Origin of the sequence: Anaeromyxobacter sp. Red801, from assembly GCF_049201065.2 — a bacterium.
Lineage (GTDB): Bacteria > Myxococcota > Myxococcia > Myxococcales > Anaeromyxobacteraceae > Anaeromyxobacter.
The window spans coordinates 3307963-3330893 of record NZ_CM181236.1 but is presented as its reverse complement, the minus strand read 5'-3'; the positions used below and the strand labels follow the sequence as shown (position 1 = coordinate 3330893).

Genomic DNA, 22931 nt, shown 5'->3' with positions numbered 1-22931 from the left:
CCGATGCCCGTGACCGTCCGAGTCCGCCGCGTCGGCAACCGCGGCCCCCCGCTCGATCTCCCCCGCTACGAGAGCGCCGGCGCGGCAGGCCTCGACCTGCGCGCCGACGAGCCGTTCGCGCTCGCCCCCGGCGAGCGGCGGCTGGTCCCGACCGGCCTCGCGCTGGAGCTCCCGCCCGGCCACGAGGGCCAGGTGCGGCCGCGCTCCGGCCTGGCCGCGCGCCACGGCGTCGGCATGGTGAACGCACCGGGCACCATCGACGCCGACTACCGCGGCGAGGTGGGGGTGATCCTGGTGAACCACGGGCAGGCGCCGGTGGCGTTCGCCCGCGGCGATCGCATCGCCCAGCTCGTGATCGCGCCGGTGGTCCGGGCCGAGCTCGAGCTGGTGGACGCGCTGAGCGACAGCGACCGGGGCGCCGGCGGCTTCGGCTCGACCGGCCAGTAGCCCCACGGAGGACGCCATGATCCCGCGCTACACCCGGCCCGACATGGGCCGCATCTGGACTTCCGAGCACCGCTTCCGCATCTGGCTCGACGTGGAGCTGGCCGCGTGCGAGGCGATGGTGCGCCTGGGCGAGGTGCCGCCCGAGGACTTCGAGGCGCTCCGCAAGGCGTTCGACGGCTTCGAGTTCTCCGCCGCCGACGTGGCCCGCATCGACGAGATCGAGCGGACCGTGAAGCACGACGTGATCGCCTTCCTCACCTTCGTGGAGGAGAAGGGCGGCCCGGCCGCGCGCCACCTGCACAAGGGCATGACCTCGTCGGACGTGCTCGACACGACGCTGGCGGTGCAGCTCCGCGACGCGAGCCGGCTGCTGCTCGCCGGGGTCGACCGCGTGCTCGCCGCCGTGCGCAAGCGCGCCTTCGAGCACCGGCTCACGCCGATGGTGGGCCGGAGCCACGGCATCCACGCCGAGCCGATCACCTTCGGGCTGAAGCTCGCCGGCTGGTACGACGCCTGGACGCGCCGCCGCGCCGCGCTGGCCCGCGCCGCGGACGGGGTGGCGGTCGGCAAGATCTCCGGCGCGGTGGGCACGTTCGCGAACGTGGACCCGCGGGTGGAGGCGTTCGTGATGGAGAAGGTCGGCCTGCAGGGCGGGGAGGGCGCCGCCACGCAGGTGGTGAACCGCGACCGGCACGCCGAGCTGTTCACCGCGCTGGCGCTCTGCGGCGCCACCCTGGAGCAGCAGGCGGTCGAGGTCCGGCACCTGCAGCGCACCGAGGTCCGCGAGGCGGAGGAGCCGTTCACGGCCGGCCAGAAGGGCTCCTCGGCCATGCCGCACAAGCGCAACCCCATCCTCTCCGAGAACCTCACCGGCCTGGCCCGGCTGCTGCGCGGCTACGCGCTCGCCGCCATGGAGGACGTGGCGCTCTGGCACGAGCGCGACATCAGCCACTCCTCGGTGGAGCGGGTGATCGGGCCGGACGCGACGATCGCGCTCGACTTCGCGCTGCACCGGTTCGCGGGCATGATCGAGAACCTGCGCGTCTACCCCGAGCGCATGCGCGAGAACCTGGACCTCACCGGCGGCCTGTACGAGGCGCAGCGCGTGCTGCTGGCGCTGGTCGGCAAGGGCGTGGCCCGCCAGCAGGGCTACGTGTTCGTGCAGCGGAACGCGATGAAGGTCTGGGAGGAGAAGGTGGACTTCCGGACCGCGCTGAAGCGCGACCCCGACGTGAGCCGCCTGCTCACGGCGGAGGAGGTCGACGCCTGCTTCGCGCTCGACTACCACCTGAAGCACGTGGACACCATCTTCCGCCGGGTGTTCGGCGAGGCCTGAGGCGCGCCGCGCCGGGGAGGACCCGCGCATGCTCCGCCTGGAGGAGTCGGTCGGCGCGCTGGACGTGACCTCGCGGCTGGCCCGGCCGCGCGCGCTGGCGGTGCTCGCGCTCGTGCTGCTCGGCGCCGCCTGGGCGGCCCGCGCCGCGCTCCCGGCGCTGGCCGGCGCGCTGGCGGTCGCCGCGGCGCTGCTGGCCATCCTGGGCGGGCGGGCGGTCCGGGCGCGCGTGGCCGGCGGCATCGTCTCGGTGCGCCCCGCGGCGCCGTTCGCGGCGGCGGTGACGCGCCCGCTGGCCGCGTACGGCACGGCGGCGGTGGAGACCGTGGCGGACGCGCGCCGCCGCCGCGCCGAGTCGCTGGCGCGGGGCTACGCGGCGCGCGCCGGCGCCGAGCTCCCGAGCTGGCTCGCCCCGCGCACCACCCCGGGCACGCACGACCACCTCAGGCGCATCGTGCTGCTGCCGGTCGGCGCGGGCGAGCCGCTGGCGGTGACCGCCTGGCTGCCTCCCGAGGACGACCTCGAGCCGCTGCGCCGCGCCCTCGCCGCGCGGCTCGCCTGACGTCCCCGGCCGCGCCTCAGCGCCGCGGCAGCGTGAAGCGGAACGTGCTCCCCGCGCCGAGCTGGCTCTCGACCTCGATGCGCCCGCCGTGCGCCTCCACGAGCCCCTTCGCGATCGAGAGGCCCAGCCCGCTGCCGCGCCGCGAGCCGCTCTTCCAGTAGCGGTCGAACACGTGCCGGAGCTGCGCCGGGGCGATGCCTGGCCCGTCGTCGCGCACCTCCACCCGCGCCTCGGCGGGCGCGAGCGCCGCGCGCACCGTGACGTGCCCGCCGCGCGGGGTGAACTGGAGCGCGTTCCCCACCAGGTTCGAGAGCACCTGCAGGACCCGCTCGCGATCGCACGGCACGGGCTCGCGGGCGCCGGCGGTGTCGGCGGCGAGCGCGACGCCGCGCTCCAGGGCCAGCGGCGAGAGCCCGGCCAGCGCCTCCTCCAGCACCGCGTCGAGCGGCTCGGGCCGGGGCTCCACCACCAGCCGGCCGGCCTCGATGCTGGACAGGTCGAGCAGCTCGCGGATGAGCCGGTCCATCCGGGCGGCCGAGCGCTGGATGGTCTCGGCGTGCCGCCGCAGGCGGGGCGCGGCGCCGGTGCGGAGCAGCAGCGCCGAGGAGAGGTAGATCGCCTCGAGCGGGTTCTTCAGGTCGTGCGAGACGATGGCGAGGACGTCGTCGCGGGCGCGGATGGCCCGCTGCGCCTCGTCGTAGAGCCGCGCGTTGTCCATGGCCACGCCGGCGCGGCGGCCCAGCTCCTCCGCCATGGCGAGGTCCTCCGGGCCGTAGCGGCGGTCGGCGCGGCTGGCCACGAGGGTGATGGTCCCGAGCGTGCGGCCGCGGGCCGACAGCGGCACCACCATCGCCGAGCAGGTCTCGAGCGCGCGGTCGGCGGCGAGCGCCTCGGCGTCGCGCCCGCCGCCCTCGAGCAGGGAGGCGGGCAGCTCCGGGTACAGCTCGGAGCGCCCGGTCCGCATCACCGCGGGCGCGCCGGAGGGCGCGTCCGGTCCGGGCGGGAAGCGCCGGTGCCAGGCGGCGGACAGCTCGGCGCGCGCCGGGTCCACGTGGGCCACCACCACCGGCGGCGCGCCGCCGGCGAGCCCCTCGGGCAGCTCCACCCAGCACCAGTCGGCCACGCCCGCCACCGCCAGCCGCGCCACCGAGGCGAGCGTCTCCTCCCAGTCGAGCGACGACGCGAGCAGCGCGCTCGCCTCGCCCAGGAACGCCGCCCGCCGGTGCGCGCCCTCCGCCTCCGCGCGCGCGGCCCGCTCCGACTCGTACAGCCGCGCCCGCGCCAGCGCCTGCGCCGCCACCCGCGCCAGCACCGCCAGGAAGATCCGCTCCTCCTCGTCGAAGTGCCGCCGCGCGTGGAACACGAGCGCGAGCGCGCCGAGGCAGCGCCCCTCCGCCTCGAGCGGCACCGCCGCCAGCGCCAGGTCCGGGAGCCGCTCCAGCCGCGCGGCGCGCGGGAAGCGCTCGGCCAGCTCGCGGCGGCTGTTCAGGAAGTGCGCCTCGCCGGCCACCATGCTCGCCGCCACCGGCCCCGCGCCGCGCTCCAGCGGCAGGAGCTCCAGGCGCGCCCGGTCGCCCTCCGGCAGGCCGGCCGCGTGGACGAGGCGCGCCACCCCGCTGGCGCGCTCCACCAGCCACAGCGCGCCCTCCTGCGCGGCCATGGCGTCGAGCGTCCGCTCGACCAGCGCGCGCGCCACGTCACCGCGCGTGACGGCGCGAGACAGCGCGGCGGTGATGGCCTGGAGCTGCGCCGTCCGCGACGGGTGGCCCGCCGTGGGGGCGTGGGGGAGGGGCGCCTGCGCCCGGCCCTGGAGCCCTGCGCGCATCGGAGCGCCACATAGCCCGCCGCGCCGGCGGGTGCCGCGCGCGCGGCCCGGGCAATCGGGGTGCAGGGTGGGCGCGGGCGGCCGGGGGATCGGCCGCCGGAGCCCCGGCGAGCCTCAGGCGAGGTGACCCGTCGCGCGGAGGTTCCGCTCGATGCGGGCGGCGACCGAACCCACCTCGGACGCGAACGTCTCGCCGGTGAGCTTCTCGAAGACCTCGATGTACTTCCGCGCCAGCATCACCCGCACGTCGTCGGTGAGCGGGGGCGGGGTGCCGTGCCCGGAGAACCCGTGCTCCTTGATGAGCCACTGCCGGATGTTCTCCTTGTCCAGCATCTCCTGGTCCTCGCCCCGCGCGAAGCGCGCCTCGTAGCCGTCGGCCACCCAGTAGCGCGAGCTGTCGGGCGTGTGGATCTCGTCGATGACGACCAGCTTGCCGTCGGCGATGCCCATCTCGTACTTGGTGTCCACGAGGATGAGGCCGCGGGTCCGCGCCCACTCCTGGCCGCGCTGGAACAGCCGCCGCGCCACGGCGGTGGCCTCCTTCCAGACGTCCGGCGCCACCAGCCCCTGCTTCAGGAGCTCGTCCTCGCCGATGGGCTCGTCGTGCTTGCCGTACTCGGCCTTGGTCGAGGGCGTGATGATGGGCTCGTCGAAGCGCTGGTCCTTGCGCAGCCCGGCCGGCCAGGCGATGCCGTAGTCGGCCTTGCCGGCCTGGTAGTCGCGCCAGAGCGAGCCGGTGATGTAGCCGCGGATGACGATCTCGATGGGCAGCGCCTTGGCGCGCTTCACCACCATCACGCTCGGATCCGGCACCTCGACGATGTGCGTCGGCGCGATGTCCTTCACCTTGTCGAACCAGAACGCGGTGAGCCGCGACAGCACCTCGCCCTTGAACGGGATGGTGCCGAGCACGTGGTCGAACGCCGAGATCCGGTCGGTCGTGACCATGACGATCCGGTCGCCGCGGCTGTAGTTGTCGCGGACCTTCCCCCGGTACAGCTCGCCGAGACCGGGGAGGTCGAGCTGCCGGAGCGTGTGCGGGAGCTGGGCCCGCAGCTTGTCGTCGGGGATCATGGGCGGGATGTTATACGTGGCGGGCGCACATGCACCCGGGAAAAATCCGCCTCGTGCTCCACCGGCCGCAGAGCGCCGACAACGTCGGCGCCGCCGCCCGGGCGATGAAGAACTTCGGCCTGTCCCGCCTCGTGGTGGTGGCCCCGGCGGCGTGGGGCGGGCCGCCGCGGACCCCCGGAACGGGCGCGGCCACCGCCCGCGACGACGTGCTCGCCCGGGCCCGGCGCATGGCCCGGAAGGCCTCGGACCTGCTCGACCGGGCCGAGATCCACGACGACCTCCGCTCGGCCATCGGGCCCGCCACCTGGGTGTGCGGGACGACCTCCCGCGCGGTGGAGGGGCGGCCCTGGCTCGAGCCGCGCGGCCTGGCGGCCGAGCTGGTCCGGCGCTCGGCGCAGGGGGAGGTGGCGGTGGTGTTCGGGGAGGAGCGCCGCGGGCTCTCCGACGCCGAGCTGGAGCTGTGCCAGGCGGTCTGCACCATCCCGACGGCCGCCGCCTACGACTCGATGAACCTGGCGCAGGCCGTGGCGGTGATCGCGTACGAGGTGGCGCGCGCGGCGCCGCCGCCCGGCGCGGCGCCCGCGGAGGCGCCGCCCGGCCGCGGCGGCGACGCGCCGGCCCGCATCGAGACCGTGGAGGCGCTCTGGGCGCGCGCGCAGGCGGTCCTCGGCGCCGCGGGGTACCTGAACCCGCAGAACCCGGAGCACATCCTGGCGGACTTCCGGCGGCTGCTCGCGCGCGCCGACCCCACGCAGCGCGAGGTGGAGCTGCTCCTCGGTGCGCTGCGATCGCTGGAACGGGCGCTGCGGCTGCCGCCGCGGGGCGACGGGACGGCCTAGGCGGCCGGCGCGGCCTCGGCGCCCTGGTTCTTCTTCCGCGACTTCTTCCAGGCGGTGAAGTGCTCCTCGCACAGGCCGTGCTGGAACACCTTCTTCTTGCACTCCGGCTTGGAGCAGGCCACCCAGCGGGCCGGCTTCGCCTCGAGCTCGCCGCGGCGGAACTTCTTGTAGTGGAAGAAGCAGAGGCCCTTCGCACGGTACGCGCGCTTGCAGCCGGCGATGGTGCAGCTCTTCTTGCCGCCGCCCTTCGGGGCGGGGGCCTTCTTCTTGGTCTTGGTGGTCGTCTCGGCCATAGAGGGGCGGTGGTTACCAGACCCGCGGCCGGAGCGCAACAGCGCGGGGGCCGCGGCCGGCCCGGATCACTCGCCCAGCACCTGCCGCGCCTCGGCCCGCGCCTGCTCGTGCACCGGCACCTCGGCGAGCAGCACCTTCTGCGTCCGCTCCGGGCTGCCGGCGCGCCGCAGGCGCAGCTCCACCTCGCGCCCCACGCCGGCGGTCGAGACGTACCAGCGCAGGCGCGAGGGGGTGTGCACCACGTGCCCCTGGATCGACGTGATCACGTCGCCCACGCGCAGCCCCGCCGTGGCGGCCGGGCCGCCGGCCGCCACCTCGGTGATCTCCACCCCGCCGGGCGGGACGCCCTGCTGCGGGGTGAGCTCGCGCACCGACACGCCCAGCCAGCTCCGCACCACCCGGCCGCGATCGCGGAGCTGCCCCACGATCTCCTTGGCCATGTTGATGGGGATGGCGAAGCCGATGCCCTGCCCGGTGGCGTTCACCGCGGTGGCGATCCCGACCACCTCGCCGCGCAGGTTGAGCAGCGGGCCGCCGGAGTTGCCCGGGTTGATGGACGCGTCGGTCTGGATGAAGTCGTAGGTGCCCGGGCGGCCCACCGGCGAGATGTCGTTGCGGCCGGTGTGGCTGATGATGCCGAGCGTGACCGAGTGGTCGAGGCCGAACGGGCTGCCGATCACCATCACCCACTCGGCCACGGTGATCCGGTCGGAGTCGCCCAGCGGCACCACCGGGAGCGGCCGCGGCGTCTCCACCTTGAGCAGCGCCACGTCCGACTCTCCGTCGAGCCCCACCACGCGCGCCGGCAGCCGCGGGACGCCGCCCCCCAGGTCCACCTCGACGCGGTCGGCGCCCTCCACCACGTGGGCGTTCGTGAGCACCCAGCCATCGCGCTGGATCACGAACCCCGACCCGATCCCCCGGCGCGGCCCGTCGTGCAGCTTGTCGAACAGCTCGCGCAGGCCGTCGTCGCCGCCCTGCTGCGGCGGGTCGGGCTGGAGCGTCACCACGCCGACCACCGCCGGGATGGCCGCCTCGGCGAGCCGGGAGAGGTCGGGGAGGCCCGCCATCGCCTGCGGGGGCGGCGCGGAGGACCGCGCGGCCTCGGTGTAGAGCGCCCCGCGCGCGGAGGCCCCGGGGGACGCCGCCGCGGCCGCCGCCGCCGAGGCGGCCGAGGCGGCCGAGCCGGCCGCGGGCGCCGCCGCTGCGGCCGCAGGGGCCACCCCTCGCGCGCCGGGCGCGGCCCCCGCGACCAGCTGCACCGCCGCCAGCAGCACCGTCCACCCGGACATGGCCACCTCCGCCCGCGGAGCGCGGGCTCCCGATCCAAGGTGGGGCGGCGGCGAGGAGGTGCGCAAGAAGGCGCACCCGCGTGTCAGGGCGCGAACCCGGGCCAGCGCCGGGCGGGCGGGCGGCGGGTCGTCCGGCGCGACGCTCGCGCGGGCGGCGGGGAGGGGACCTCAGCGTCCGTCGAGGTGCTCGGCCACGATGCGGTCGAGCGCCCGGCGGTCCGCCTCGGTGTGGCCCTCGGTCGGCCGCGCCGGGGCGCCGCCGCGGCCGGGCTGCTGCCGGGCCTGCGCCGGCGGGCGCGCGGCCGGCGCCTTCGCGGGCGCCGTGCCCTTCATCTCGGCCCAGGTCCGGTCCACGAACTCCGACGGGGTCCGGGCGGCCTTCCAGCGGTCGCCCAGCGTCCGCCCGCCGAACGGCACGAACGCCCACACCGCGGCCAGCGCGGCGCCGGCGACGGCGAGCTTCAGCACGAGCTTCAGCATGGGAGTCCGGGTAGCACGCCCGCGCCCGCGCGGCGAGTTTTCGGAGCCCCGCCGCGCGGTCCGGGCGGCGCCGCCGCGCGCCCGCGCCGCGGCCTTGCCCGGCGCCCTCACGCGAGCCACGGGACCAGCTCCGCGGCGCTCTCCACCAGCACCGTCGCGCCCGCATCCAGGAGCGCGGCGCGGCTGCGCAGGCCCCAGCCCACCGCGACCATCTGCACGCCGGCGGCGCGGGCCGTCGCGACGTCCACCGGGCTGTCCCCCACGAACACGGTCTCGGCGTCGGTGGCGCCCACCCGCGACTGGATGATGCGGATGCCCTCGGGATCCGGCTTGCGCGGCGCCTCGTCGCCGCCCACCACCACGGCGAAGCGGCCCAGCAGCCCGAGCCCGTCGAGGATCCGGCGGGCCATGGCGCCCGGCTTGTTCGTATGCACCGCGAGCGTGCGGCCGGCCCCGGCGAGCGCCGCGGCGAGGCCGGGGTACGGGCGGGTCGCGTCGAGGCAGTGGACCTCGTAGTGCGCGCGCCAGGCCGCGAGCGCCGGCTCGAGCCGCTCGGCGTGGGATCCGAGCGCCCGCTCGAGCAGCAGTCGCGCGCCCTCGCCCACGAAGCCGCGGATCTCGTCGCGGGTGCGGGGCGGCAGGCCCACGGTGGCGAGCGCGTGGTTCACCGAGGCGGCGAGGTCGTCGAGCGAGTCGACCAGCGTGCCGTCGAGGTCGAGGATGGCGAGGCGCGGCATGGCGGGGGGAGTCTACACCCGCGCCGCGCTCACGCCGCGCTCTCGGCGCGGCCCGCGGGCGGGAGCGCGCCGCGGCGCCGGAGCACCGCGACGAGCGCGTCGTGCACCGCCGGATCGAGCTGCGCCCCGCGCAGCTCCGCCAGCACCGCCGCCGCCGCCGCCGGCCCGAGCGCCGCCTGGTACGGCCGGTCGGAGGTGCAGGCGTCCCAGGTGTCGGCCGCGTTCACGATGCGCGCCGCGAGCGGGATGTCGCCGCCCGCCAGCCGGTCGGGGTAGCCGGCGCCGTCCCAGCGCTCGTGGTGGCAGCGGATGGCGGGGAGCGCCTCGCGCAGGAACTCGACCCCGCCCACGATGTCCGCCCCGATGCGCGGGTGCTCGCGCATGAGCGCCATCTCCTCGGGCGTGAGCGGCACCGGCTTCGCGAGCACGTGGTCGGGGATGCCGATCTTGCCCACGTCGTGCAGCACGCCCCCGTACTCGAGCGCGAGCAGCGCCGGCGCGCCGAGCCCCAGCTCGCGGCCGATCTCGACCGCCAGCTCGGCGACCCGCTGCGAGTGGCCGCGGGTGTACGGGTCCTTCGCGTCGATGGCGGAGGCCAGGCTGCGGATGGTGTCGAGGTAGCCGCGCTCGAGCGCCGCCACCAGCCGCCGGTTCTCCGCGTCGTAGCCGGCCAGCTCGCGCGACATGTGGTTGAACGCGTGCGCGAGGTCGCCCAGCTCGTCGCGGCTCCGCACCGCGACCTGCCGGCCGAAGCGGCCGCGCGCGATCTCCAGCGCGCCCTGCACGCTGGCGCGGATCGGCTCGGTGAACCGGCGCGCCACCCAGGCCGAGAGGGCCGCCGAGAGCGCGGCCGACGCGAGCACCGCCGCGGCCGGCGCCGCGTCCAGCCCGCCGCGGTCGCGGACCAGCACGACGGCGAGCACGGCGGTGGGCAGCGCGCTGGCCGCCAGCATCGAGAGGAACAGGGTCCGGAACACCCTCATCGCGCCCGCACCGCCCGCTCCAGCGCGCGCGCCAGCGCCCGGCGCGTCACCGGCTTCTCCAGCACCACCTCGGCCGCGTCGGCGCCCTCCACCCCGCGGACGCTCCGGCCGCTGATGGCGGTCAGGAGCACGGCGGGGGCGCGCGAGCCGGCCTCGCGGATGGCGCGGAGCGCGTCCAGCCCGGAGAGCCGCGGCATGAGGAAGTCGAGGACGAGCAGGTCGGGCGCCTCGCGGGCCGCCAGCTCCACCGCCTCCGGCCCGCTCCCGGCCGCGACCACCTCGTGACCGAGCTCGGCGAGCAGGTCGGCGACCAGGGTCCGGATCAGCCGGTCGTCGTCTGCGATGAGGACCTTCACGCGCCGCCCCCGGAGCGGGGAGGATAGCACGCCGGCCGGGCGCGGCCGCGGTGCGGGCGGGCGCCCGGTGGGCGCCTCACGGGCCCAGGCCCACCCACTCCGACCCGTCCTCGTACACCTCGCGCTTCCAGATCGGGACGTCCTGCTTCAGCCGCTCGATGCAGGCCTCGCAGGCCCGGAACGCCGGGGTGCGGTGCGGGGCGGCGCAGGCGATGACCACCGCCGCCTCGCCGGGCGTGAGCACCCCCACGCGGTGCACGATGCCACCCGCACCCCGTGCTCGCGTCCCACCGCCTCGCCGATCTCGGCGAGCTTCCGCTCCGCCATGCCCGGGTAGGCCTCGTACTCGAGGCGCAGCACGCGGCGGCCGCGGGTCGCGTCCCGCACCGTGCCGGTGAACGTCACGATGCCGCCCAGCCCCGGGCCGGAGACCGCGTCCACCACCTCGGCCAGCGCGAGCGGGCGGTCCACCACGGCGAACGGCGGCGCGCCGCCCGCCACCGGCGGGATGAGCGCCACCTCGGCGCCGTCGCGGATGGCGTCGCCGTCCTCGGCGAACGCCTGGTCCACCGAGATGCGGCAGCGCGGCAGGATCCGGGCGAGCGCCGGGTGCGCCGCGGCGAGCGCGCGGCGCAGGTCGGCCACGGTGGCGGGGGCCTCGGCGAGCGTCTCGCGCGAGGTGCCGGCCGCGTCGCGGGCGCCGGCGAAGTAGAGGACGTGGACGGGCATGGCAGGAGCGTAGCGCGCCGGGCGGGCCGGTTCAGCGCCCGCGCAGGCGGGCCAGGTCGCCGAACACGGTGACCGCGAGGAGGAGCCCCACGAGCGCGACGAAGCCGATGAGGTGCAGCGCGTTCTCCACCCGCGCGTTCACCCGCCGCCGCGTGACGATCTCGTAGGCCAGGAACACCAGGCGCCCGCCGTCGAGCGCCGGGATGGGGAACAGGTTCAGCAGCGCCAGCGCCACCGAGATGGTCCAGACCAGGGTGAAGAAGCGCTCCACGCCCTCGTGCGCGCCGCGCACCAGCTCCTGCGCGATGCCCACCGGGCCGGACAGCTCCGCCTTCTGCCGGCCGGAGAACGCCTGGCCGAACGCGGCGAGCTGGCCGCCGAGCTGGGCGTTGGTGCGCGAGAAGCCGTCGGCGAGCGCGCCGAGCGCGCCGCGCCGTACCAGCACGTCGTGCTGGCGGAAGCCGACCCGGCCCACGCCGTCGTCGTCCTCCGGGGTGATGGGCAGCGCCAGGCGCGCCGCCGCCGCGCCCTCGCCTCGCTCCACGTCGAGCACGATGCGCTGGCCGGGGTGGCGCTGGAGCAGGCCGACGAGGTCGGTCCAGGTCTCGACCGGCTGCCCGTCCACCGCGGCGATCCGGTCGCCGGGGCGCAGCCCGGCCACCTCGGCCGGCTTCCCCGGCACGAGCGCGCCCACCCGCGCCGAGGCGTCGGGGCTGCGCAGCCCCACGCTCGCGAGCAGCGCCGCCGCGATCAGCACCGCGGCCAGGTAGTTCATGGCGGGCCCGGCCAGGATCACCACGAAGCGCCGCCAGGCCGGCTGGTTCGCGTAGGCGCCGCGGTCGGCCGGGTCCACGTCCTCGCCCGGCGCCATGCCGGCGATGCGCACGTAGCCGCCCAGCGGCAGCGCCGAGATCGCGAACTCGGTCTCGCCGCGGCGGAAGGAGAGCACCACCGGGCCGAACCCGACGCTGAAGCGCTCGACCCGCATGCCGGAGCGGCGGGCGGCCAGGTAGTGCCCGGCCTCGTGCACCACGATGAGCAGCGACACCGCCAGGATGGCGGCGATCACGGCGACGGCGGTCGTCAATGCGTGGGCTCCTCGCCGAACTCGTCGGCCTCGAACAGCTCGACCTCGGCGTCCGGCTCCTGCCAGGCGCGCGCGGGGAGGCCGGCCTTCAGGCACACGTGCTTCAGGAAGGTGGCGGCGTCCCAGCCGTGCTCGACCGCCACCTTGGGGAGGAGCGCGCCGCGGTGCCAGCCCTGCTTCACCAGCAGGCCGTGCCGGCCGACCTGCAGCTCGCCCGGGTCGGCCATGCGCCGGGGCGTGCCCAGGGCCGACACCGACACGGTGAGCCGGGCGATCTCGCCGGCCGCGAGCGGCGCGAAGCGCGGGTCCTCGTGGGCGGCGGCGACCGCCATGGCGGCCACGGTGGCGGCGAGGCTGCCCGCGGGCTGGAAGGTGCCGATGCAGCCGCGCAGCTCCCCGTCCACCTGGAGCGTGACGAACGCGCCGCGCGGCTCGCCCAGCGCGCCCTCCTCGGGCAGCGGGCGCGGCGGGGCCAGGCCGAGGTGGGCGAGGATCGCGCCGCGGGCGATGCCGAGCAGGGCGGCGCGGTCGGTGGCGGAGAGCGGGGTCATGGGCGGCGGCGCGCGCCGGTGAGCAGCAGGCGCCGGGCGTCGGCGAGGATCTCGGCGTGATCGAAGGCGATGGGCGAGGGCAGCGCGTCCCAGGAGAAGGCCCGCGCCTCCTCCGCGTCGTCGGCGCCGGCCGGCTCGCCCGCGGCGCGCCCGACGAACACCGCCGAGAGCGTGTGGCGGCGGGGGTCGCGGCGGGGGTCCGAGTACACGTAGACCAGGTCCTCGAGCGTCACCTCGAGGCCGGTCTCCTCGCGCGCCTCGCGGATCGCGGCCGCCTCGAGCGTCTCGCCGGCGTCCACGAAGCCGCCCGGCAGCGCCCAGCCGGGCGGCGGGTACTTGCGGCGCACCATCACGACCCGGTCCCCGGGCAGGAGGATCACCACGTCGACGGTGGCGGACGGACCGGCGGGGGGCGGCACGGTGCAGAGGTAGCGCAGGCCGCCCCGTGGGTCAATTCGCGAGGGGGGCCGGGCATTTCGGCGCGACGGTTCACCGCGGCGCCACGATGAGCGGCGAGCCCTCGCCGGGCGGGACCGCGCCGGCGTCGGGGCCGGGGGCGGCCGGCGCCGCGGGCGGGAACGCCTTCTCGAGGAGCCGCCGGGCGAACGGGATCTCGCCCGCCGGCGTGCCCGCCACCAGCGCGCGCGCGGCCGCGGCGGCGGCGCGGGCGTTCGCGGCGTCGCCGGCGGCGTCGAGGTGCTCGGCCACCGAGTAGAGGCGGCCCGCCAGCAGCGTGCGCCGCGGCGGCTCGAGGTAGCGGGCGACGGCCTCGTCCAGGACGCGCGCCAGCTGCTCGGCGCGCTGCCGTTCGTCGAGGTAGAGCGGCGAGACCGACACCTCGTCGAGCCGCGCCGCGACCTCGCGCAGGTAGCCCTCCTCGGCGAACCAGCCGCGCAGGAGCGGCAGGTCGTGGAGCGCGCCGGAGGCCTCCAGCGCGGCGGCCTCCTCCGCGCCGGGGAGCGCCGGGAAGCGCGCGGCCGGATCCGGGAGCGGCGCGGCGGGCCCGAGCTGCGCCAGCCACAGGTCGGCGCCCTCGGGCACGCGCTGGCCGGTCACCTCGTTGCGCGCGCGGGCCTCGGCCACCAGCGCGTGCGCGCGGGCGCGCTCGAGCTCGCCCACGCCCATGGCGGCGCCGCGGTCGAGGATGCCGCGGGCGAACGCGCGCCACTCCTTGCGCCCGAGCAGCGCAACCTGCAGCTCCACCAGGCCGCGCTCGTCGGAGATCACCGCCTGGCCCACCTCGATGCCCTTGCCCGGCACGGCGCGCGAGAGCCAGACGGCGCGCTCGCCGCGGCCGTCCACCGCCGAGGCGTAGGCGGGCGGGGCCGGCTCCGCCGGCGCGGGTGCGGCGGCGGGCGGCGCGGGCCGCGGCGGCTCCGGCACCTGCACCCCGCGTGCGCGCAGGAGGTGCAGCCCGCGCTTCGCCTCCTTGGCGACGTCGCGGGACGCGTGGCCGGCGAGCGCCGCCAGCACGTCGGCACGGGGCGCCACGAGCGCGGCGTGCGACAGCGCCAGCGCCAGCGGGGCCGGGAGGGTCGCGATCTCCTCCGGCTTCGCGCGGGCGAGCCCGAGCACCAGCCGGGCGGCGCGGCCCACCTCCTCGCGCGGCGCGCCGACGAGCGCCGCGATCTCCTGGCTCTCCACGTTCGGGTCGCGGAGCATGGCCAGCAGCCGTTCGGGGTCGATGGTCGTCACGCCGGGGAATCTAGCGGCCATACCGGGGCGGGTCCACCCGGCGTCCCCCGGCCGCCCCGGGTGCGGCGGTCCTTCGCTTGACACGCCGGCGCACCGGTTCCTAGGCTTCGCGCTTCACGCCGGCCGCCCGCGGCCGTCCACACCGTTGGAGACGACCATGATCCGGATGCTCCTCGCGGCCGCTGCCGCCTTCGCCGTGTTCGCCGCGCAGCCGGTGCTCGCGTGCGACGACTGCAAGAACTGCCCGATGCACAAGGCCGCGCAGGCGGACAAGGGCGACAAGAAGGACGCCAAGGTGGGCTGTCCGTGCGCCGGCGAGGGCAAGGAGTGCAAGTGCGGCCCGAGCTGCCAGTGCCCGCACTGCGCCGCCAAGAAGGCCGCCGAGAAGAAGGACGAGACCAAGAAGAGCTAGGTCTTCGCCGCAGCGCAGCATCGATGGGGCCGCCTCGGGAACGGGGCGGCCCTTCGCGTTCCGGTGGGTTGTCGCCGGCGGGCAGGCGCTCTAACCTGTCCGGCCCGCCCCGGCCCCGGGCGAGGTCAGAGAGGAGCCCCTTGGCACTGCTCGACGAGATCCTGGAGGACAACCGGAGGGTGGCTGGCCCGGGCAAGGACCCCGGCAGCTACATCGCCCACCGGCACCTGTGCATCGTCACCTGCGTGGACCCGCGGCTGACGCACTTCTTCGGCAGCGCGCTCGGCGTCGAGCGCGGCCACGCGGTGGCGCTCCGCGTGCCCGGCGCGCGCATCGCGCCCGGCTCCGAGCTGATGCGGGCGCTGGCCGCGTCCGTGTACGTGAACGACTGCCAGGAGATCCTGGTCATCCCGCACACCGACTGCGGCGTCGCCAGCGTCGGCGCCACCGAGCTGCGCCGCGTGATGCGCGCCCGCGGCGTGGCCGACGCGGACATCCCGCAGGACCCGGGCGCCTTCTTCGGCCTGGTGCCGGACGTCCGCGAGGGCGCCCGCGAGACGGTGCGCGCCATCCGCGAGTCGCCGTTCCTCCCGCGCCACATCCCCGTGCACGCCGCGCTGATGGACATCCGCACCGGCGCGCTCGAGGTGATCGAGCGCGGGTACGAGCACGTGTTTGGGTAGCGCTCGGTCCCCGACGCCCCGCGCGCGGGCTACACCGCCGCGGAGCGCTCGGCCGCGCGGGGCGGCGCCGCGCGGCGGCGGGCGGCGTGGGCCGCGAGCACCTTCGCCAGGTACTGGCCGGTGTGGCTGCCGCGCGCCCGCGCGACCTCCTCCGGCGTCCCCTCGGCGATGATCCGGCCGCCCTCGTCGCCGCCCTCCGGCCCGAGGTCGATGACCCAGTCCGCGTACTTGATGACGTCGAGGTTGTGCTCGATGACGATCACGCTGTTCCCGGCGTCCACCAGCCGGTCGAGCACGTGGAGGAGCCGCTTCACGTCCTCGAAGTGCAGGCCGGTGGTGGGCTCGTCGAGCACGTAGAGCGTCCGCCCGGTGCCCACGCGCGCCAGCTCGCGCGACAGCTTGATGCGCTGCGCCTCGCCGCCGGAGAGGGTGGTGGAGGGCTGGCCCAGCTTCAGGTAGCCGAGCCCGACGTCCTCGAGCGTCCGGAGGATGCGGGCGATCTCCTTGTGGTTCTGGAACAGCGCGGTCGCCTCGGTGACCGAGAGGTCGAGCACCTCGGCGACGTTCTTGCCCTTGAACGTGACCCGGAGGGTGGCGTCGTTGAAGCGCTTGCCGCCGCACACCTCGCACGGCACCAGCACGTCGGCGAGGAAGTGCATCTCGACGAGCTTCATGCCGTCGCCCTGGCACGCCTCGCAGCGCCCGCCCTTCACGTTGAAGCTGAAGCGCCCGGGCTGGTAGCCGAACGCGCGCGCCTCGGGCGTCTGGGCGAACACCTCGCGGATGTGGTCGAAGAGCTTGGTGTAGGTGGCCGGGTTCGACCGCGGGGTGCGGCCGATGGGCTGCTGGTTGATGTCGATGACCTTGTCCACCAGCGCCGCGCCCTCCAGCCGCTCGTGGGCGCCGGGTGCCTCGCGCGTACCGTAGTGGTGGCGCATGAGCGCCGGGCGCAGGATGCGGTTCACCAGCGTGGACTTGCCCGCGCCGGACACGCCGGTCACGGCCACGAAGCGGCCCAGCGGGAAGCTGGCGGTCACGTCCTTCAGGTTGTGCTCGCGCGCGCCGAAGATGGTGATGGCGCCGTGGTCCCCGGCGCGGCGTCGCTCGGGGAGGGCGATCTCCGCCCGGCCGGACAGGTACGCGCCGGTGAGCGAGCGCGGGTTGCGCTTCACCTGCTCGGGCGTGCCCTCGGCCACCACCTCGCCGCCGTGCGCCCCGGCGCCCGGGCCGAAGTCCACGATCCAGTCGGCCTCCTCCATCGTCTCCTCGTCGTGCTCCACCACGATGACGGAGTTGCCCACGTCGCGGAGCCGCTTGAGCGTGGCGAGGAGCTTGCCGTTGTCGCGCTGGTGCAGGCCGATCGACGGCTCGTCGAGGATGTAGATGACGCCGGTGAGCTCCGACCCCATCTGCGAGGCGAGCCGGATGCGCTGGCTCTCGCCGCCGGAGAGCGACGGGCCGGGGCGGTCGAGCGTGAGGTAGCCGAGGCCCACGTCGAGCAGGAACTTGAGCCGGTTGCGGATCTCCTTCAGCAGCTCGTCGGCGATGCGCGCCTCGTTGCCGGCGAGGTCGAGCGCGGAGAGCCACGCGTGCGCCTCGGCGATGGTGAGGTGCGACAGCTCCACGATGCCGCGGCCGCGGATCCGCACCGCCCGGCTCTCCGGCTTGAGCCGCTCGCCGCCGCAGGTCGGGCACGGCTTGTCGGAGAAGAAGCGCATGTACCAGCGCCGCATCGCCTCCGAGCCGGTGGCCTTGAAGCGCCGGTAGAGCTGGTTGACCACGCCCTCCCACTCGAGCCGGTACCGGCCGTTCCCGGCGGCCTCCGTCCCGAGCATGATCACGTCGCGGTCCTTCTTCGGCAGCTTGGACCAGGGCGTGTCGAGGTCGAGCTTCAGCGCGCGCGACAGGTGCTCGACGAACTCGAACGTCCAGCCCTCGCCGCGCTCCATCCCGCTCGCCCAGGGCTCCACCGCGCCCTCGCGGATGGTGAGCGACGGGTCCGGGACGATGAGGTCCGGGTCCATCTCCGGGCGCGTGCCCAGGCCCTGGCAGTCGGTGCAGAAGCCGATGGGGGAGTTGAACGAGAACCCGGGCGGCGTGAGCTCGCCGAAGCTGAGGCCGCAGGCGTGGCAGGCGTTCAGCTCGGAGAAGAAGCGGTCGTGCCGCTTGTACTCCTCCGGATCGCCGGGCCCGACCTTCTGCTCCTTGTCGGCGTCGGCCACCACCAGCGTGCCCTTGCCCTCGCGGAGCGCGGTCTCCACCGAGTCGGTGAGGCGCGGGCGGATGCCCTCCTTCACCACCAGGCGATCCACCACCAGCTCGATGTCGTGCTTCAGCTTCTTGTCGAGCGCGAGCCGGTCGGTGAGCTGGTGGATCATCCCGTCCACGCGCACGCGCGAGAACCCGCGCTTGGCGAGGTCGGTGAACAGGTCGCGGTACTCGCCCTTGCGGTTCTGCACCAGCGGCGCGAGCACCAGGATGCGCGCGCCCTCCGGCATCGCCAGCACCGTCTCCACGATCTGCTGCGCGGTCTGCTTGCCCACCTGCCGGCCGCAGCCCGGGCAGTGCTGCACGCCGATGGAGGCGTACAGCACGCGCAGGTAGTCGTGGACCTCGGTGATGGTGCCGACGGTGGACCGCGGGTTGTTCGAGGCCGCCTTCTGCTCGATGGAGATGGTCGGCGAGAGCCCGCGGAGGGTGTCGTACTTCGGCTTCTCCATCTGCCCGAGGAACTGCCGGGCGTAGGACGAGAGCGACTCGACGTAGCGGCGCTGGCCCTCGGCGTAGAGGGTGTCGAAGGCGAGCGAGGACTTGCCGGATCCGGAGACGCCCGTGAAGACCACCAGCTTCTTCTTGGGGATCTCGAACGTGACCGACTTCAGGTTGTGCTCGCGCGCCCCCTTGACGGTGATGAACTCGGGCTCGCTCATGAAGCGGTCTACTTAACGGAGGATTCCGACATTGGCCAGCGCCGCTGGCCGCCCGGCGGCGCGCCTTCCGCGTTTCCCGCGAAGGTGATAGCACCGACTGGCCCATGTCCCCTTCCGAGACCCCTGCCGGCGCGCTCGCGCCGCGCGACGCGGCGGCCGCCCGGACGGCGGGGGCGGCGGCGGCCGGCGAGCGCCCGGCCGGCCGGACGCGGCTCCGGCGGCGGGCCCGGGCGCTCCTGTTCGCGTCCGCGGTGCTGTTCGGCGCCTCGGCCGCGCTGGCGAAGCTCGCCGCGCGCCAGGGCATGTCCGGCGGGCAGGCCACGCTGGTCCGTTTCGCGATCGGGCTCGCCGCGGTGCTGGCGCTCTTCCGGGCGCGGCCCGGGACGTTCCGGCCTCACCGCAAGGACCTGCTCTTCGCGCGGGGCCTCTTCGGCGGGATCGCGGCGCTGCTCTACTTCCTCGCCATCGAGCGCATCGCCGCGGGCGAGGCCACGCTGCTCAACAACACCTTCCCCATCTGGGCGGTGCTCCTCTCGCTGTTCGTGCTGAACGAGCGCCCGACGGTGCACCTCTGGATCGCGCTCGCGGTGGCGAGCGCGGGCGTGTGGCTGGTGCTGGGCGGCGGGAGCGTCCGCCTCGGCCTGGGCTGGGGCGAGGGGCTGGGGATCGTCTCCGGCGTGCTCGGCGGCGCGGCGGTGACCGCGATCCGCGCGCTCCGCGCCACCGACAACGCCCCGACCATCTTCTTCGCGTTCTCGGTGGGCGGGCTGGTCGTGTCGCTGCCGTTCGCGCTCGGCGCCTGGCCGTCCGCGCCGGGCGCCTACCTGGCGGCGCTGGGCGTCGGGGTGGTCGCGTTCCTGGCGCAGCTCTCCATGACCGAGGCCTACGGCGCGCTCTCGGTGCCCGAGGCGGCGCTCTGGCAGCAGCTCACCCCCATCGCCAGCTACCTGTGGGCGCTCTCGCTGGGCGAGCGGCTCTCGCTCGCGACGGTGGTCGGCGTGCTGCTCGGCCTCGGCGGCATCCTCTACGGCAGCCTGCTCGGCCACGCGCCGCGCGAGGCCCGGTCGCGCGAGGCGCGCCTGGCCGAGGGCCTGCCCGCTGAGGAGCCGTGACGCCCGAGCCCGCCGCCACGCCCGCCGCGCCGGCGCGCAGCCCGGGGTCGCCGCGCCCGCAGCCGCGCTGGCTCGCCCGCCTCGAGCTGCTCGGCGCGGCGCTCTCCTTCGGCCTCATGGCGGTGCTGGCGCGGCGGCTGTCGCGCGGCGGCGCGGCGTTCTCGGCCGGCCAGCTCACCGTGATCCGCTTCGTGGTGGGCGCGGCGGTGTCGCTGGTCGCGTTCCGGATCCGCCCCGGGCTGTACCGGCCGCACGACCTCCGCCTGCTGTGGACCCGCGGCTTCTCGGGCGGCATCGTGGTGGTGCTGTACTTCCTCGCGCTCGCGCGCATCCCGGCCGGCGAGGCCGGCATGCTCTACAACCTGTTCCCGGTCATCGCGACCGCGATGAGCATCCGCGCGTTCGGCGAGCGCCCCACCGTGCACCTGGTGCTGGCGCTGCTCGTCGCGACCGGCGGCGTGGTGCTGGTGCTGGGGAACGGGTCGCTCGCGCTCGGGATCGGGCCGGGCGAGGCGCTCGCGGTGGCGGCCGCGGTGTTCGCCGCGTTCTCCTCGGTCGTCATCCGCGCCATGCGGGCCACCGACAACGCGCCGACGATCTTCTTCTACTTCTGCCTGGGCGGGCTCCCGGTGGCGCTCCCGTTCGCGCTCGGCGCGTGGCCCACCGATCCCGTCGCCTGGGCGCTGGCGGCGGGGATGGGGCTGGCCGCGTACGCCGCGCAGGTGCTCATGACCGAGGCCTACGGCGCGCTCTCGATCGGCGAGGCCGCCGTGTGGCTGCAGCTCACGCCGCTCGCGCAGTACGCGCTCGCGGCGCTCCTGCTCGGCGAGCCGGTCAGCGCCGCGGGCATGGCCGGCATGCTGGTGGGGGTCGCCGGGGTGGCCTACGGCACGGTGCTCGGGCACCGGCCGCGCGCGCGGGGCGCCTGATCAGGCGGTCGCCGCGTGCGCGGGCAGGTCCGGCGCGGGCGCCGCGGCGGGCAGGGTGAAGCTCACCGTGGTGCCGGCCCCGGGCGCGCTCTCCGCCCAGATCCGCCCGCCGTGCGCCTCGACCAGGCCGCGCGATGGCGAGCCCCAGGCCCGAGCCGCGCCAGCGCGCCGCGCTGCCGCGCTGGAAGCGGTCGAACACGTGCGGCAGGTCGGCGTCGGGGATGCCCGGGCCGGTGTCGCGGATGCGGAAGACCACCGCCCCGTCCCCCTGCGCCTCGGCGGCGAGGCACACCGCGCCCTCCTCGGTGGCCTTCACCGCGTTCGAGGCGACGTTGCCGAGCACCTGCAGCACGCGGTCGCGATCGCACGCGACCGGCGGCAGGCCGGGCGCCGCGGACAGGCACAGGTCGAGCCCCTTCGCGCGCGCCGCCTCGCGGAGCTGGTCGGCCGCCTCGCCCAGCAGGTCGGCCGGGTCGCACGGCTCCGGCCGCATCGAGAGCCGGCCCTCCTCGAGCGTCTCGAGGTCGAGCAGGTCGTCGATGAGCCGGTTCATGCGGCGGCCGGCGGCGGCGAGCCGCGCGGCGGCGCGCCGGGCCTGCGCGGCGGCGTCCGGCCCGTCGGCCAGCCGCGTCAGCGCGGCGGCGCCCAGCGTCACCGCGGAGAGCGGCGTCCGCAGGTCGTGCGAGACGACCTGCAGGACCTCGTCGCGGTTGCGCACGGCGCGCCGCAGCTCGGTTACGTCGAGCAGCGTGGTGACCGCGCCGACCACGCGCCCCTCGCCGTCGCGGATGGGCGCGGCGCCGTTCAGCACCACCGCCTGCGTCCCGTCGAAGCGGTCGATCTCGACCAGCTCGCCCCCGACCGCCTCGCCGGAGCGGAGCGCGCGCTGCAGCGCCCAGTCGCCGGGCGCGAGCGGCGCGCCGGAGTCGGCCCGCCGCGCGCGCTGCTCGCGGTAGAGCGCGCCCGGCCGGAACGGCGCGCGCGAGCCCCAGATGCGCCGGGCCGCGTCGTTCGCCTGCACCACCTGCCCGCCGGCGTCGGCCATGAGCACGCCCACCGGCAGCACCCGCAGCACCGCCTCCAGCCGGCGCCGGTCGGCCTCGACCTGCTCCCGGGCGCGGACCTGCTCGGTCACCTCGGTGATCATCAGCACGAGGTCCCGCCCGCCGCCGCCGGACTCGACGGCGCGCACCGACCACCGCCACCAGGTCGTGCCCCGGGCGAACCCGTCGTACCGGTACTCCTGCTCCTCGTGCGCGACGTCGCCGGCCGCCACCTCGCGCAGGAGCGCGACCAGGCCGGCCTCGTGCGCGCGCGGGAGGAACTCCTCCAGCCGGAGCCCCTGCACGCCGGCGCCGCGGAACGGCGCGTCGAGGAACGCCACGTACGCCTGGTTCGCCCAGCGCACCCGCAGCTCCGCCGGGTCCAGGATCAGCACGCCGACCGGCGCCTCGGCGAACGCCGCCTCGAAGCGGCGGCGGGCGGCGTCGAGGTGCCGCGCCATCTGCGCGTAGGCGGCGCCGAGCCGGATCACCTCGTCCGGGCCGGTGAGCGGCCCCGGCGCCTCGCCCCGCCCCAGCGCGGCGGCGTGGCGCTCCAGCCGGCGCAGCGCGCGCGAGGTGTGCGCGCCCACCACCCAGCTCGCGCCCAGCGCGACCAGCGCCACCAGGCCAGCCCCGGCCACGCCCAGCGCCAGCTCGCGCCGCATGGGCGCGAGCATGGCCGCGCGCGGCTGCGTCGCGCGCACCGCCCAGCCCAGCTCGGGCACCGGCACCGCGGCGGCGAGCCGCGCGGGGCCGCCGCCCTCGGCGCGCATCGGGCCGGCCGCCTCGGCGCCCGCCAGCGCCGCGCGGACCAGGTCCTGCGTCCCGGCGATCAGCCGCTCGTCCCAGGCGAGCGGCATGGCCGGGGCGCGCGCCACCAGCCGCCCCGTGCGATCCACGATCGCGACGCTGCCCTCGCCCTCGCGGTCGGGCAGCACGCGCGCCGCCAGCCGCTCGGGGTCCACCGCGGCCAGGAGCGCGCCCGAGAGCCGCCCCGCGCCGTCGCGCACCGCGGTCGCGATCGCCACCACCGGCGCGCCGTCGGCCGGGTTGCGCACCAGGTCCCCGACCGCCACCGCGTCGCCGGCGAGCAGGCGCCGCAGCTCGGCCCGGTCGGCGAACGACACCTCGTGGAGCCGCGCGTCGCTGGACGCCACCACCTGGCCGTCCGGCGCCACCCAGGACAGGTCGCGGACCACGCCGGAGTCCCGCACCGCCACCGCGAGCAGCCGGGCCGCGTCCTCGCCGAGGATGCGGCCGCCCTCGAGCGCGTGCCCGAGCACCGCGCTGGCGCGGGCTACCCCGTCGACCTGGGCGCGCAGCGCGGCCGCGGCGGTCCGCGCGACCTCGAGGTTCGAGAGCTGCTCGCCCTCGGCCCGCGCGCGGAGCGAGCGGACCGAGACGAGCGCGCCGAGCGCGACGAACGCGAGCGAGGCGAGCCCCACCAGCAGGAACAGGCGGGAACGGATGGTGCGGAGCATGCGGGTGCGGATTCCTCCGGCGGTGCGAACGGGGGTCGCCGGCGGTGTATTCCGCCG

General features: G+C 76.4%; 22 protein-coding genes and 1 pseudogene. 8 read left to right on the top strand and 15 right to left on the bottom strand.

Annotated features, from left to right (window positions below; genetic code table 11):
- The first annotated feature begins 3 nt into the window (after positions 1-3).
- Genes dut through ACOQFB_RS15335 form a run of 3 tightly spaced genes read left to right on the top strand, consistent with a single transcriptional unit; the run spans position 4 to position 2342 of the window.
- The gene (dut, locus tag ACOQFB_RS15345) at positions 4-447 is read left to right on the top strand and encodes a dUTP diphosphatase (protein WP_059438247.1); all 444 of its coding nucleotides are present in this window, start codon (positions 4-6) and stop codon (positions 445-447) included.
- A gap of 16 nt (positions 448-463) precedes the next feature.
- Positions 464-1783 carry an adenylosuccinate lyase gene (gene purB / locus ACOQFB_RS15340; protein WP_059438246.1) on the top strand — a complete coding sequence of 440 codons (1320 nt, stop codon included), beginning with the start codon at positions 464-466 and terminating at the stop codon, positions 1781-1783.
- Positions 1784-1811: 28 nt separating this feature from the next.
- Positions 1812-2342: a hypothetical protein gene (locus ACOQFB_RS15335; protein ID WP_421609323.1), complete on the top strand. Its 531-nt coding sequence runs from the start codon at positions 1812-1814 to the stop codon at positions 2340-2342.
- A gap of 16 nt (positions 2343-2358) precedes the next feature.
- On the opposite strand, the gene ACOQFB_RS15330 is transcribed toward ACOQFB_RS15335, so the two are convergent.
- Both ACOQFB_RS15330 and ACOQFB_RS15325 read right to left on the bottom strand, forming a co-directional pair.
- Entirely contained in the window at positions 2359-4167 is a 1809-nt protein-coding gene (locus ACOQFB_RS15330; RefSeq protein ID WP_421609322.1) for a sensor histidine kinase, read from the bottom strand.
- Between the two features lie 114 nt (positions 4168-4281).
- Positions 4282-5241, bottom strand: coding sequence for a phosphoribosylaminoimidazolesuccinocarboxamide synthase (locus tag ACOQFB_RS15325; RefSeq protein WP_059438243.1), 960 nt, complete (start codon positions 5239-5241; stop codon positions 4282-4284).
- Between the two features lie 29 nt (positions 5242-5270).
- Between ACOQFB_RS15325 and ACOQFB_RS15320 the strand changes: the two genes are divergently transcribed.
- Positions 5271-6080, top strand: coding sequence for an RNA methyltransferase (locus tag ACOQFB_RS15320; RefSeq protein WP_421609321.1), 810 nt, complete (start codon positions 5271-5273; stop codon positions 6078-6080).
- Here ACOQFB_RS15320 and ACOQFB_RS15315 read toward each other — a convergent pair.
- The 11 genes and pseudogenes from ACOQFB_RS15315 to ACOQFB_RS15265 form a co-directional block, all read right to left on the bottom strand.
- Complete coding sequence (locus tag ACOQFB_RS15315; protein ID WP_059438241.1) at positions 6077-6373, bottom strand: hypothetical protein; 297 nt, start codon at positions 6371-6373, stop codon at positions 6077-6079. The two genes, ACOQFB_RS15320 and ACOQFB_RS15315, sit on opposite strands and share 4 nt — an antisense overlap.
- Positions 6374-6439: 66 nt before the next feature.
- Entirely contained in the window at positions 6440-7666 is a 1227-nt protein-coding gene (locus ACOQFB_RS15310; RefSeq protein ID WP_421609320.1) for a S1C family serine protease, read from the bottom strand.
- Positions 7667-7834: 168 nt separating this feature from the next.
- Positions 7835-8146: a hypothetical protein gene (locus tag ACOQFB_RS15305; RefSeq protein ID WP_421609319.1), complete on the bottom strand. Its 312-nt coding sequence runs from the start codon at positions 8144-8146 to the stop codon at positions 7835-7837.
- A 107-nt stretch (positions 8147-8253) separates the two neighbouring features.
- Positions 8254-8883 (bottom strand): HAD family hydrolase, encoded by a 630-nt coding sequence (locus ACOQFB_RS15300; RefSeq protein WP_059438767.1) that lies wholly within the window; start codon positions 8881-8883, stop codon positions 8254-8256.
- Between the two features lie 29 nt (positions 8884-8912).
- Positions 8913-9866, bottom strand: a complete 954-nt coding sequence (locus ACOQFB_RS15295) for an HD-GYP domain-containing protein (RefSeq protein ID WP_059438768.1) — start codon at positions 9864-9866, stop codon at positions 8913-8915.
- Entirely contained in the window at positions 9863-10222 is a 360-nt protein-coding gene (locus tag ACOQFB_RS15290; RefSeq protein ID WP_059438769.1) for a response regulator, read from the bottom strand. Before ACOQFB_RS15290 ends, ACOQFB_RS15295 begins: the two co-directional genes overlap by 4 nt.
- Before the next feature lie 76 nt (positions 10223-10298).
- Positions 10299-10951 (bottom strand): annotated as a pseudogene (locus ACOQFB_RS15285) (molybdenum cofactor biosynthesis protein MoaE).
- A 31-nt stretch (positions 10952-10982) separates the two neighbouring features.
- Complete coding sequence (locus ACOQFB_RS15280; RefSeq protein WP_421609318.1) at positions 10983-12038, bottom strand: M50 family metallopeptidase; 1056 nt, start codon at positions 12036-12038, stop codon at positions 10983-10985.
- A complete protein-coding gene (gene amrA, locus ACOQFB_RS15275) occupies positions 12035-12589 on the bottom strand; it encodes an AmmeMemoRadiSam system protein A (RefSeq protein WP_421609317.1) in 555 nt (184 codons plus the stop codon). Before amrA ends, ACOQFB_RS15280 begins: the two co-directional genes overlap by 4 nt.
- On the bottom strand, positions 12586-13008 hold the full coding sequence (locus ACOQFB_RS15270; protein ID WP_059438773.1) for an NUDIX domain-containing protein: 423 nt from the start codon (positions 13006-13008) through the stop codon (positions 12586-12588). Before ACOQFB_RS15270 ends, amrA begins: the two co-directional genes overlap by 4 nt.
- Positions 13009-13078: 70 nt before the next feature.
- Positions 13079-14284, bottom strand: a complete 1206-nt coding sequence (locus ACOQFB_RS15265; RefSeq protein ID WP_059438774.1) for a Y4lR C-terminal helical domain-containing protein — start codon at positions 14282-14284, stop codon at positions 13079-13081.
- Between the two features lie 157 nt (positions 14285-14441).
- On the opposite strand from ACOQFB_RS15265, the gene ACOQFB_RS15260 reads away from it, so the two are divergent.
- Together ACOQFB_RS15260 and ACOQFB_RS15255 are read left to right on the top strand one after the other, a co-directional pair.
- On the top strand, positions 14442-14696 hold the full coding sequence (locus ACOQFB_RS15260; RefSeq protein WP_059438775.1) for a hypothetical protein: 255 nt from the start codon (positions 14442-14444) through the stop codon (positions 14694-14696).
- Positions 14697-14836: 140 nt separating this feature from the next.
- Positions 14837-15379, top strand: coding sequence for a beta-class carbonic anhydrase (locus ACOQFB_RS15255; protein ID WP_059438776.1), 543 nt, complete (start codon positions 14837-14839; stop codon positions 15377-15379).
- 29 nt (positions 15380-15408) lie between these two features.
- Here the strand turns inward: ACOQFB_RS15255 and uvrA are convergent, their stop codons facing one another.
- Positions 15409-18309, bottom strand: coding sequence for an excinuclease ABC subunit UvrA (uvrA, locus tag ACOQFB_RS15250; RefSeq protein WP_059438777.1), 2901 nt, complete (start codon positions 18307-18309; stop codon positions 15409-15411).
- A 104-nt stretch (positions 18310-18413) separates the two neighbouring features.
- Here uvrA and ACOQFB_RS15245 point away from each other — a divergent pair, with 104 nt between their 5' ends.
- Both ACOQFB_RS15245 and ACOQFB_RS15240 read left to right on the top strand, forming a co-directional pair.
- A complete protein-coding gene (locus ACOQFB_RS15245; RefSeq protein WP_421609316.1) occupies positions 18414-19421 on the top strand; it encodes a DMT family transporter in 1008 nt (335 codons plus the stop codon).
- Positions 19418-20350, top strand: coding sequence for a DMT family transporter (locus ACOQFB_RS15240; RefSeq protein WP_059439562.1), 933 nt, complete (start codon positions 19418-19420; stop codon positions 20348-20350). The genes ACOQFB_RS15245 and ACOQFB_RS15240 overlap by 4 nt, the downstream gene beginning before the upstream one ends.
- Here the strand turns inward: ACOQFB_RS15240 and ACOQFB_RS15235 are convergent.
- Positions 20256-22874 (bottom strand): cache domain-containing protein, encoded by a 2619-nt coding sequence (locus ACOQFB_RS15235; protein WP_494492269.1) that lies wholly within the window; start codon positions 22872-22874, stop codon positions 20256-20258. The two genes, ACOQFB_RS15240 and ACOQFB_RS15235, sit on opposite strands and share 95 nt — an antisense overlap.
- Between the last annotated feature and the right edge of the window lie 57 nt (positions 22875-22931).